This window comes from Paeniglutamicibacter sp. (assembly GCF_046714615.1).
GTDB lineage: Bacteria > Actinomycetota > Actinomycetes > Actinomycetales > Micrococcaceae > Paeniglutamicibacter.
Map to the genome: position 1 here is coordinate 1 of NZ_JBKKAP010000136.1, position 11101 is coordinate 11101.

Below are 11101 nucleotides of genomic sequence, written 5' to 3' on the forward strand. Positions count from 1 at the left end.
CCTTTTGCAGGTGGCTCCGCGCCTGGGAGTTCATTGCCGCGTCAGCGGCGCCGCGCTACTTGGCGGATGCAGCCGAGGCCGAGGAAGCGGAGGATGCGGAGGAAGCCGACGATGCGGAACCCTCTACTTCTTCACCTTCCGGGCGAACGAACGAGGACAGGTCAACGACGTTGCCGTTGGTGTCGGTGACGACCGCAAACTCCAGGACCTTGGCAAGTGCCTTGCGGCGGCGAACTTCGCCAACCAGCATCGGAACCTGGCCGGCGCCGTCAAGCATCTGCGCGAACTGGTTCGGGTCCATGCCGTACTGGCCGGCGGTCTGGACGATGTAGTCGATCAGTTCGGACTGGGCAACGCCAATCTTCTCTGCTTCGGCGACGGCGTCAAGCACGATCTCGTTCTTGAAGGCCTTGGCGGTGTTCTCGCGAACCTCGGTGCGGTGCTCTTCGGTGTCGTGCTCTTCACCCTCGTTGTGGGCGCCCTGCTCGAAGTGCTGCTCGACCTGCTCGGTGATGACGGATTCCGGAACCGGAACCTCGACGAGCTCCATGAGCTTGTCCAGGACGAGGTCGCGGGCGGCAACGCCCTGGTCCATGACCTTGGACTCGGCAGCGTCCTTGGCGAGGGATTCGCGCAATTCGGCCATGGTGTCGAACTCGGAAGCCAGCTGGGCAAAGTCGTCGTTGGCCTCGGGAAGCTCGCGCTCCTTGACGGCGGTGACGATGACCTTGACCTGTGCGTCGGCACCTGCATGCTCGCCGCCGGCCAACGTGGTGACGAAGGTGGCGTCTTCGCCTGCGGACAGGCCGGTGACGGCTTCGTCCATGCCCTCGAGCATGGTGCCGGAGCCAACCTGGTAAGACAGGCCGGTGGCCGAGTCGACCTCTTCGCCCTCGACCGTAGCGGTCAGGTCCAAGGTGATGAAGTCATCGTTGGCTGCCGGGCGCTCGATGGACTTGAGCGTGCCGAATCGGCCGCGCAGGTCATCCAGTGCCTTTTCGATGTCGGCTTCGCCGGCTTCGGTGGCGTCAACGGTGACTTCCAGGCCCTTGTAGTCAGGAAGTTCGATGCTCGGGCGGATGTCGATCTCGACCTGGAAGGCCAGCTGGCCTTCGCCGGCAACCTCAGCGGAAGGCTGCTCGGTGATTTCGACCTCGGGACGCGACAGCGGAACGATCTCGTTCTCGGTGACGGCCTGCTGGTAGTAGGTGTTCATGCCTTCGTTGATGGCAGTCTCCAGGACGTAGCCACGGCCGACGCGCTGATCAATCATGCGGGACGGGACCTTGCCGGCGCGGAAGCCGGGAACCTGGATCTGCTTGGCGATGGTCTTGTAGGCCTCAGCAATGCGCGGCTTCAGTTCCTCGTAGGGAACTTCAACGGTGAGCTTGACCCGGGTGGGGGTGAGGGTTTCGACGGCGCTCTTCACAGCGTTGTACTCCTGGTGTGTGATGTTTGGTCTGAGCTGGACTTCAACCCCGCAACGGTAACCGTTGCGGGGTTGAAGGTACAGAGTCGGGGTGACAGGATTCGAACCTGCGACCTCACGCTCCCAAAGCGCGCGCTCTAGCCAAGCTGAGCTACACCCCGAATAAGTGCAGAAACAGTCTATGCAAAATAAACAAGTTTCCACTAATCGGCCCGTCAACCAGAAGTTTGGATTTCGTCGACGGCGCGGAACAACCATACAAGCAATCGCCGGAAAACAAAATTCGCACTTCCCCCGGGGGGAAAGCCCTGAATTGCCGTAGCTTCCGGGGGGTCGGGGCCGTTGTGAGGATGCCGAAAATCCCGCATTGCGCCTGTCCACGAGGCAAAAAGGGATGGACGTCACAATTCGGCGCGGGGCGGGCAGGGATTGCCCGGGGAACGAAAAAGAGTGACCTGGTTCCTGGGAACCAAATCACTCTTCATTGGAGGGGATGACGGGAATCGAACCCGCATCATCAGTTTGGAAGACTGAGGCTTTACCACTAAGCTACATCCCCGCATTTGCTCACCTCGTCGGTGGCAACGGATAAAACCTTAGCACCACAATTCAACGCCGTGCAAATCCGGGCCCGGACTTGCACAGATCCTTGTCAATCCGCGTGTTCGCGCTTCGGGCGGAGCCAGGCCCGCCAAAGGCGTTTAGCTCCGGTGCTGCCCGGCGGGCTGGCAGCCCGGGCACCAATAGAGCTTGCGCCCGGCTACCTCGGCCAGCGAAATGGCAGCGCTGCACCGGCGGCAGCCAAGACCCTGCCGCTGGTAGGTGTAGTAGGCGTTGTCGGGCCAGAGCGGCCCCGCCCCATCGCGGTGTTCGGGCAGGGTCGTGATGATCTTTCCGTCCCGGACTCCGTCGGCCATGATCGAGACAATGTCGTCCCACAGCATCCCTGCCTTCCGTGCGGACAGCTCGCTGCTGGGCATGAACGGATCGGTCCGGGTGCGAAAGAGCGTCTCGGCGCGATAGATGTTGCCCACCCCTGCAAGCACGCCCTGGTCCATCAGGGCGGTGCCGATCGGCGTTTTCCTGTGCGCCAGGCGCGCCACGAAGTCCTTGCGCACCGCACGCACCGCTGCCTCGTTCGCCGCCGCGGAGCCGCGGCCCTTGGCCAGGTTGAATTCGCCGGCGGCGGCCACCAAGGGGTCGGGGCCCAGCTTGGCGCGCACGGCCAGCGCCTGCTCGGGGGTAAGCACCTCGCAGGCACTGGGCCCGCGCAGATCTGCCCAGCCGCGCGCGAACCTGCCCGACCGGCTCGGGCGGGCCGGTGTAGGGGCCGACTTCCTCGTCGGGCCCCTGTTCGCGCTCCCCCACCTTGCGCGGGGCACCGATCGAGGAGGCCCCGGAGAAGTGTTCGTCTCCGCCGAAGCTCCACGCCCCGTAGAGACCCAGGTGCACGCGCAGCACCAGCTCGTTCCCGAAGCCCAGGAAGAGCTGCTTGCCGTGCGCGTGCGAGGAGGTGAGCCGTTGGGCGTCGATCAGCGTGGCTGCGGGGGCAAAGCGGCCCTGCGGCGAGGAGACGGCAAGGACTTGCCCGCCAAAGACATCGTCAAATTGGCGGGCAAGTCGGTGTACGGAGTGGCCTTCGGGCATGGTGGGGTGCCGTGGCTGGGTTAGGCCACGACCTCGCCGATGGTTTCGTAGGTGGCGATCTTTCCGATGCGGCGGATGTGGCGCTCGACGTTGGAGAACGGCTCGGAAAGGAACGCCTCGATGATGCCGGTGGCCTCCTCCAGGGAGTGCTGGCGTCCGCCCACCGCCACGACGTTGGCGTCGTTGTGTTCGCGGGCCAGGCGGGCGGTGTCCAGGTTCCAGGCCAGGGCGGCGCGGATGCCGACGACCTTGTTGGCGGCGATCTGCTCGCCGTTGCCCGAGCCGCCCAGCACGATGCCCAGCGAGTCAAGGCCGGCGGCCCGGTCGGCAACCACGGCAAGGGCGGCGTTGATGCAGAAGGAAGGGTAGTCGTCCTCCGCGTCGTACGCGCTGGGACCGTGGTCGATCATCTCGTAGCCCTTGGCGCCGAGGTGCTCGATGAGGTGGGCGCTGAGCTCGAGGCCTGCGTGGTCGGTGGCAATGTGAACGCGCATGTGTTGTGTCCTTAGACCGGGGAGGGGGAAGATGCAGGCACCAGCCTAGCGCCGGGTGCGGCGTGGCACTAAGTCGATGACCCCGCCGGACGCCGCCCGGCCGCCAGGGAATTGGGCGGGGCCGCCGGGTTCGGGGCCTCTTCCATGGTGGCGAGCGTATGGATGCGCGCTCCCCCGCGCCGGGGATCCACGCACGACTCCGGGGCCGGCACCCACGATCAGGGCGACGGAGGGGATCCGGCAGCTAGATGAAGTGCGGGCCGTGCCCGGCCAGCCGCAGCAATCCGGAGACCGTCGAGCGTGCGGTCAAGGCGCTGGTGGCAGGATTGTCGGGGTCAGGGAAGTTCTCGATCCCGAACCGGTAGTGCCCACCACTCCCGTGCACCTCGATGGCGTGGCCGGTCAGCGTGGCGGAAGGATCGGCAACGATGTCCACGCGCACCAGGTCCATGTCCCCGGCCGCCAGCCCCAGGGCCGCAGCAACGTTGATGTTGGAGGGAAAGAGGCGGACGGCATCGGCGACGGAACCGCCAAAAACGTGCCGGGAGCTGCCCGTGGTCTCCGCCCTGGCGATCGAAGCCCGCAGTGCGGTGGGCAGCCCGGGGTGGAGCAGTGCCGCCGGCGGTTTGCGGGTGGACAGCTCGATGCTCTCAATGGTCCCGGCGGAGGCGCGGATGAGGTCCAGTCCCCCGATTGCGCCGGTGGACAGGTGGCAGCGTCCCGGGCCCCGTTCCAGCAGGGTTTCCCGCAGCCGGCCATCGACCAGCGCACCGAGCGAGGCCACCAGCAGGTCGGTCCCCGCGCCGATAATCCCGGGACCGTAGGCGCGCACCGCCGCCGGGGAAGCGCATTCGAGAATGACATCGGCCAATTCGATGGCGGCTCCCAGTTCCAGCACCGGCACTTCTTGCCCGGCCGGCCCTGCCATGCGCACCTGTCCCGCGGTGCCTTCCAGGGCTGCCCGGTCCAGCGCCCCGAGCACCCGCACCGAGTCCGCAACAGGTGCGAGCATCCGGTGAACCGCCTGCCCGATTGCGCCGTATCCCAGCAGCACCACACCAATTCCCGTGTCATCCATCAAACCAGTCCCGCGCCACTTGCGGCACCGTGGGGTGTTGGTGAGACAATGGGCACACTGTTCAAGGCTTGTTTCACACTCCCGTGGTGCCCAGCGTTCCGTGCCGCACCACGGGGCGGCGCTTCGGGTCAGCCCAGAACACCAAGATTTTCGCAACCGGCAACCATCGAAAGGCGCGTCAGCGACCATGCCAGGCATGAACCTCACCCGCGATGAGGCCCGCACCAGGGCCGAATTGATCACCGTCCACTCCTACGACGTCGAGCTGGACCTGACCGGGTCCGACACCGTCTTCTCCTCGCGCACCACCGTGCGCTTCTCCGCCGCCGACGGCGCTGAAACCTTCATCGACGCCGTCACCGCGGCCGTCCGCTCGGTGAACCTGAACGGCACCGAGCTGGACCCGGCCGAGGTGTCCGACGGCGTGCGCATCGCGCTGCCGGGCCTCGCGGCCGAGAACACCCTGGTCATAGACGCCGACGCGCTCTACATGAACACCGGCGAGGGCCTGCACAGGTTCGTGGACCCGGTGGACCAGGAGGTGTACCTGTACTCCCAGTTCGAGGTGCCCGATTCCCGCCGCATGTTCGCGGTCTTCGAGCAGCCCGATCTGAAGGCCACCTTCGCCTTCACCATCACCGCCCCGGGGCACTGGGACGTCATCTCCAACGCCACCACCCCGGTGCCGGTCGCTGCCCGCGAGGGTGCCAAGACCTGGGCCTTCGCGCCGACAGCGCGCATCTCCTCCTACATCACCGCGCTCATCGCCGGTCCGTACCAGTGCGTCCGCTCGGAGTTGACCAGCAGCGACGGACGGGTCATCCCGCTGGGCGTCTTCGCCCGCGCCTCGCTCATGGAGCACCTGGACGCCGAAAACATCTTCGCCCTCACCCGCCAGGGCTTCGAGTTCTTCGAGAAGCAGTTCGGCACCCCGTATCCGTTTGGGAAGTACGACCAACTCTTCGTTCCCGAGTTCAACGCCGGCGCCATGGAGAACGCCGGCGCGGTGACCTTCGTTGAGTCCTACGTGTTCAGGTCCCGGCCCACCGATGCCGCGATCGAACGCCGCGCCATCACCATCCTGCACGAACTGGCCCACATGTGGTTCGGCGACCTGGTCACCATGCGCTGGTGGAACGATTTGTGGCTGAACGAATCCTTCGCCGAGTTCATGTCAACGCTCGCCGCGGCGCAGAACACCGAATTCACTTCCTCGTGGACCACCTTCAACATCATGGAGAAGAACTGGGCCTACCGCCAGGACCAGCTGCCCTCCACCCACCCGATCGTCGCGCAGATCAACGACCTGGAAGACGTGCTGGTGAACTTCGACGGCATCACCTACGCCAAGGGCGCCTCGGTGCTGCGCCAGCTGGTCGCCTGGGTCGGCCAGGAGGAATTCATGGCCGGGGTGCGCAGCTACTTCGCCAAGCACTCCTGGGGCAACACCGAACTGCCGGATTTGATGCGCGAGCTTGAGGCGTCATCCGGCCGCGACCTCTCGGAATGGTCGAAGCTGTGGCTGGAAACCGCCGGCGTCAACACGCTGCGCGCGGTGATCTCCACCGACGACGCCGGGCAGATCACCGACTTCTCCATCACCCAGACCGCCGTCGCCGAACACCCGGTGATCCGCCCGCACCGCTTGGCCGTGGGCTTCTACGACCTGGATGCCGATGGCGCCCTGGTCCGCGTGCACCGCGAGGAATTCGACGTGGCCGGGCCTTCCACCGCCGTCCCGGCCCTGGTGGGGCGCAAGCGTCCGGCGCTGGTGCTGGTCAACGACGACGACCTGGCCTACGCCAAGATCCGCCTCGATGGGCAGTCGCTGGCCACCGCCACCGCACACCTGAAGGACTTCCGCGAGTCCCTGCCGCGCACGCTGGTCTGGGGAGCTGCCTGGGACGCTGTCCGCGACGCCGAGACCCCGGCCCGCGCCTACCTGGAACTGGTGCTGAACAACATCGGGCACGAGACCGATTCCAGCGTGATCATGGTCCTGCTGCGCCAGCTGAACACCGCCCTGGACTACTACGTCGATCGCACCGGTGCCCCGGCCGCGCGCCTTGGGGCAGCCGAGAAGCTCTGGGACCTGGCACGGGCCGCCGCGGCCGGCTCCGACGCGCAGCTGCAATTCGTCGGCGCCTTCGCCCACCTGGCGCACACCGCCGAACAGCTCGACGCCGTCGCCGCCCTGCTCTCGGGCGAACACGTCCTGGAGGGGCTGGCAGTGGATGCGGAGATGCGCTGGGACCTGCTCACCTCCCTGGCCGCCGGCGGGCGCGCCGACGCCGGGACAATCGCGGCGGAGCTGGAACGCGATGCCACCTCCGCCGGGCAGCTCGCCGCCCACACGGCCCGGGCCGCCATGCCCACGGCCGAGGCCAAGCGCGCGGCCTGGGATGCGGTGATCGGCGGAAAGCTCTCGAACGTCGAGCAGCGCTCCGCGATCACCGGCTTCAACCACGTGCACGATGCGGCCCTGATCTCCGGCTACCTCGACGAGTACTTCGACACCGCCCGCACGGTGTGGGAGACCAAGAGCTACGAGATCGCCCAGCAAATCGTCACCGGGCTCTACCCGGCGGCGCAAACCACCCCGGAGACCCTCGCCAAGACCGATGCGTTCCTGGGCACCCTCGGGGACGAATCCCCGGCCCTGCGCCGGCTGGTCATCGAGAGCCGCGATGCGGTGGTCCGTGCCCTGGCGGCCCAGGCGGCCGACGCCTAGGCCCCCATACCGTCCGAGGAAACGGGGGTGCCGGTGCGGCATTTGCACCTGTACCCCCGTCACCGGCGAGAATGGAGGCATGAACCTGGCACTGCACAACTATCGCGTCGACATTTCCTGGACCGGCAACCGCGGGGAAGGCACCAGCTCCTACCGCGGCTACGGGCGCGACCACGTGATCCGCGCCGCGGGCCTGCCCGACCTGCCCGGCACCGCCGACCCGACCTTCCACGGGGACAAGGACAGGTGGAACCCCGAGCAGCTGCTGCTGGCAGCCCTGTCCCAGTGCCACATGCTCTCCTACCTGCACGTGGCGGTGAAGCATTCGATGGTGGTGACCGGCTACACCGACGCGGCGGCCGGGGTGCTGCGGCTGAACCGCGACGGCAGCGGCGAGTTCCTCGAGGCAACGCTTGCCCCGCGCGTGGAACTAAGAGACGAATCCCAGCGCGACCTGGCCGATTCGCTGCATGCGGAGGCCAACGCCGTGTGCTTCATCGCCCGCAGCGTGAATTTCCCGGTGCACCACGCCCCCGTGGCCCCGGGAGCCTGAACCATGGACCTGGCGGCGGAGCATGCGGCGGTTGACCTGCTCACCGCAAGGCTGCTGCCCCACGTCGTGGACGGCAAGGCAGCGGCGGCGCAGGCCTACATGAAGACCACGCAGCCCTTTTTGGGTGTGGCGCTCCCCGAGGTGCGCCGCGTTGCCCGCCAGCTGGCCAGGGACGCGGGAGCGGCAAGCGCGGCCGACCGACTGGCACTAGCCACCGCGCTCTGGTCAAACGCCACGCACCGGGAACATTGGTACGCCGCCCAGGAAATCTGCGCAGCCGCGCCCTGCCGCGGGCGCCTGGAATTCCTGCCGCTCTATGAGCGGATGATCACCGAGGGCGCCTGGTGGGACATCGTCGACGGCTGTTCACGGCGCTATGGGGAGCTGCTGCGCACCCACCCGGAATCCATCGGCCAGATGATGCGCGACTGGTCCCGGGACGCAAACCCGTGGAAGCGCCGCCAGTCGATGATCTGCCAGCTGCACCTGGGGGCGCACACCGACACCGATTTGCTCGATGGGGCGTTGGCCGCCAACCTGGGCGACCCCGGGTTCTTCATCCGCAAGGCAATGGGTTGGGCGCTGCGGCAATACGGCAAGACCGACCCCGGGTGGGTGCGGTCCTGGGTCGCCGGGCATCGGGCGGACATGAGCCCGCTGTCGGTGCGCGAGGCACTCAAGCACCTGGGCGAGGCGACGTAGCCGGATCGGTGCCCCGGCCGCCGGGTTCTCACGCCCTGCGCGAAAGCCCGGCTGCCCGCGCCGCATCCACGGGATAATGGCACTGAAGGGTCCCGGGCACCAGCCGGGAACTGAAAGGACACCACCGACGTGAACGAGAACCACCCGGAACCAGTTTCCACCCCCAAGCCGGTCCTGTTGCCGGCAGGCGAGAGCCTCGGCAAGCACGTGGCCGAACTGCGCCCGGTGGGCGCCTCGCTGAGTGCCACCCTGCCCGAGGGCCGCCTGACCCCAAATGACGACCACGACCCGAGCCTCTACGAGGGCACCTTCTACGCCCAGGTCGGCGGGCGGGATACCTTCCGCAAGCTGGCGGAGAAGTTCTACGAATCGGTCGGCGAGGACGCGGAATTCCGCTCCATGTACCCGGAGACCGACCTGCGTCCGGCGACCATGCGCCTGCAATTGTTCCTGGAGCAGTACTGGGGCGGGCCCACGACCTATTCCGAACGTCGCGGCCACCCGCGCCTGCGCATGCGGCACGTGCCGTACACCATCAACTCGCACAACCGCGATGTCTGGCTGCGGCACATGCGCACGGCAGTGGATTCCCTGGAGTTGCCGCCGTTGCAGGCCGATACGCTCTGGGACTACTTCGACCGTGCCGCGCATTCGCTGGTGAACGCACCCGACCAAGCGCCGGGGTGTCCCGCCTCCACGCCTTCCCCCTAGCCCAGGACGCCGCCCTGGCGTGCCACCACGTGCCCGCCGCCGCAGCTCAGGCGCAACCACGGTCCGGAGGAATACAGCGTCGAGGTTGCCCCCGCGCGCAGGAATCCCAGCGCATGCGCCCCGAAGGCCATGCCCAGCGGCATCGGCGTTGCCACTCCCTCAACGGGTGAGGACCAGATCCTCGCGCGCACGGTCTTGAGCACCGGCTTGCCGGCGTTCTCGGGCAGCGCCTGGGCCACCACGCCGATCCCCCGCATCGCCTCGGCCAGCAGCGCATCGTCCTCAAACGTCTCGCGCTGTTCCCAGCCGCCGCGTGGCACCTGCTGGCCGGCCCACGACGCGTTGACCTGGGCGGGGGGCATCGAGAGTTCCAGCGACGTGCCGTCCATCCGGGCCAGCCGGTCGGTCAGCGCGGAGATGGCATAGACCCCGCCGGCCTCGGCCGGGCTGCCCAGGCGCACCGCACGCATGCCCAGCACGGTGGGGACCGAATCGCCCAGGAACTCCGGATAGAGCACCGGGACATACAGCGCCAGCGCGCTGCCGGCTGCCTGCAGCAGCACCGCGCCATCTTCGATCGAGCGTGCGCGGGAGAAGAACGTGGACAGGTCCGAAACGGTTTCCTGGTCCTCGAGTACAACTGTTTCACTTGCCATGACTTCATACTTTCATGTCGGGCGCCTGGAGCTCAATGCCGTTGCCCGCGGTGACGTCCGCCAAAACACCCCAGCGACCGGCGCCGGAGGATACGGCGAACCCGCCGCGGGGGCGATAGTGTCTTAGCAGATCAACATTCCGGGCCCCAAGGAGCAGACACGTGAGCACCAACGACACCACGACGCAGAAGCTGATTGAGCTGCTGGACCTCAGCGGCGATCCCGAGGCCCGCACCGACGAGGACATCTTCGTGGGACACACCCCGCCGCAGGCCCGCAGCCGGGTATTTGGCGGCCAGGTGCTCGGGCAGTCGGTGATGGCGGCGTCCAAGACCATCGCCGAGAACCGCCCCATCCACTCCATGCACGGCTACTTCCTGCGCGCCGGGGACGCCACCCTGCCCATCACCTTCGGGGTGCAACGGCTGCGTGACGGCAGGTCGTTCTCCGCCCGCCGGGTGCACGCGTACCAAAACGGCGTGCCGATCCTGTCGATGATCGCCTCGTTCCAGGCCCCCTCGGCGGGGCTTGACCACCAGGACGCCATGCCCGAGGGCGTCCCGGACCCCGAGTCGCTGCCCACCACCGCCGAGCTCATCGGCGACCTTGACCATCCGGTCGCGCAGGAGTACGCGTTCAACCGCCCCTTCGACATCCGGTACATCAGCGAACCGCTGTACTTCAAGGGACCACGGGATCGCCGTGCGGTGAACGCGGTGTGGATGAAGACGACCTCGGCGATGCCCGAGGACCCTGCCATGCACCGCGCCGCGCTCGCCTATGCCAGCGACTACACGCTGCTGGAACCGATACTGCGTCGCCACGGGCTGACCTGGATCACCCCCGGCATGTCGGTGGCGAGCCTGGACCACGCCATGTGGTGGCACCGCCCGTTCCGCGTCGACCAGTGGCTGCTCTATGTGCAGGAATCCCCCAGCGCCTCCGGTGCCCGCGGCCTGGCCACCGGCAGGATCTTCAATCGTGAGGGACAGCTGGTGGCCACCGTCGCCCAGGAGGGCATGGTGCGCGTGCCCGAAGACGACTAGCGACGCCGCGACACAAAAACGGGCGCCGGCGGTGCGGATGAAATGTTCATCCGC

9 protein-coding genes, 2 tRNA genes and 1 pseudogene are annotated in these 11101 nt (G+C 67.3%); 5 read left to right on the forward strand and 7 right to left on the reverse strand.

All coding sequences use genetic code 11. The features are described from left to right. Positions 1-55 precede the first annotated feature (55 nt). The 6 genes and pseudogenes from tig to ACLQ7E_RS15900 form a co-directional block, all read right to left on the reverse strand. On the reverse strand, positions 56-1429 hold the full coding sequence (gene tig, locus ACLQ7E_RS15875; RefSeq protein WP_411733545.1) for a trigger factor: 1374 nt from the start codon (positions 1427-1429) through the stop codon (positions 56-58). Positions 1430-1515: 86 nt separating this feature from the next. After that, positions 1516-1590 (reverse strand) — tRNA-Pro (locus tag ACLQ7E_RS15880). 324 nt (positions 1591-1914) lie between these two features. After that, positions 1915-1988 (reverse strand) — tRNA-Gly (locus tag ACLQ7E_RS15885). Between the two features lie 142 nt (positions 1989-2130). Then, a pseudogene (locus ACLQ7E_RS15890) lies at positions 2131-3076 on the reverse strand (Fpg/Nei family DNA glycosylase). A 20-nt stretch (positions 3077-3096) separates the two neighbouring features. Then, positions 3097-3570, reverse strand: coding sequence for a ribose-5-phosphate isomerase (locus ACLQ7E_RS15895; RefSeq protein WP_411733546.1), 474 nt, complete (start codon positions 3568-3570; stop codon positions 3097-3099). 244 nt (positions 3571-3814) lie between these two features. After that, positions 3815-4648 carry an aspartate dehydrogenase domain-containing protein gene (locus ACLQ7E_RS15900; RefSeq protein WP_411733547.1) on the reverse strand — a complete coding sequence of 278 codons (834 nt, stop codon included), beginning with the start codon at positions 4646-4648 and terminating at the stop codon, positions 3815-3817. Between the two features lie 187 nt (positions 4649-4835). Here ACLQ7E_RS15900 and pepN point away from each other — a divergent pair, with 187 nt between their 5' ends. From pepN to ACLQ7E_RS15920, 4 genes are all read left to right on the forward strand, one after another. Next, complete coding sequence (gene pepN / locus ACLQ7E_RS15905; RefSeq protein WP_411733548.1) at positions 4836-7379, forward strand: aminopeptidase N; 2544 nt, start codon at positions 4836-4838, stop codon at positions 7377-7379. A 79-nt stretch (positions 7380-7458) separates the two neighbouring features. Continuing rightward, the gene (locus ACLQ7E_RS15910; RefSeq protein ID WP_411733549.1) at positions 7459-7932 is read left to right on the forward strand and encodes an OsmC family protein; all 474 of its coding nucleotides are present in this window, start codon (positions 7459-7461) and stop codon (positions 7930-7932) included. A gap of 3 nt (positions 7933-7935) precedes the next feature. Continuing rightward, positions 7936-8634, forward strand: a complete 699-nt coding sequence (locus tag ACLQ7E_RS15915) for a DNA alkylation repair protein (RefSeq protein WP_411733550.1) — start codon at positions 7936-7938, stop codon at positions 8632-8634. A gap of 129 nt (positions 8635-8763) precedes the next feature. After that, positions 8764-9345 (forward strand): globin, encoded by a 582-nt coding sequence (locus tag ACLQ7E_RS15920; protein WP_411733551.1) that lies wholly within the window; start codon positions 8764-8766, stop codon positions 9343-9345. On the opposite strand, the gene ACLQ7E_RS15925 is transcribed toward ACLQ7E_RS15920, so the two are convergent. Then, on the reverse strand, positions 9342-10001 hold the full coding sequence (locus tag ACLQ7E_RS15925; RefSeq protein ID WP_411733552.1) for a hypothetical protein: 660 nt from the start codon (positions 9999-10001) through the stop codon (positions 9342-9344). The two genes, ACLQ7E_RS15920 and ACLQ7E_RS15925, sit on opposite strands and share 4 nt — an antisense overlap. A gap of 161 nt (positions 10002-10162) precedes the next feature. Here ACLQ7E_RS15925 and ACLQ7E_RS15930 point away from each other — a divergent pair, with 161 nt between their 5' ends. Continuing rightward, on the forward strand, positions 10163-11047 hold the full coding sequence (locus ACLQ7E_RS15930) for an acyl-CoA thioesterase (RefSeq protein ID WP_411733553.1): 885 nt from the start codon (positions 10163-10165) through the stop codon (positions 11045-11047). Positions 11048-11101: the final 54 nt, after the last annotated feature.

What these genes read in the sequence shown, in the direction of transcription:
- ACLQ7E_RS15895 (WP_411733546.1), bottom strand. Translation starts at nt 3,570, where the DNA reads ATGCGCGTTCACATTGCCACCGACCACGCAGGCCTCGAGCTCAGCGCC.
- ACLQ7E_RS15900 (WP_411733547.1), bottom strand. Translation starts at nt 4,648, where the DNA reads ATGGATGACACGGGAATTGGTGTGGTGCTGCTGGGATACGGCGCAATC.
- pepN (WP_411733548.1), top strand. Translation starts at nt 4,836, where the DNA reads ATGCCAGGCATGAACCTCACCCGCGATGAGGCCCGCACCAGGGCCGAA.
- ACLQ7E_RS15910 (WP_411733549.1), top strand. Translation starts at nt 7,459, where the DNA reads ATGAACCTGGCACTGCACAACTATCGCGTCGACATTTCCTGGACCGGC.
- ACLQ7E_RS15915 (WP_411733550.1), top strand. Translation starts at nt 7,936, where the DNA reads ATGGACCTGGCGGCGGAGCATGCGGCGGTTGACCTGCTCACCGCAAGG.
- ACLQ7E_RS15925 (WP_411733552.1), bottom strand. Translation starts at nt 10,001, where the DNA reads ATGGCAAGTGAAACAGTTGTACTCGAGGACCAGGAAACCGTTTCGGAC.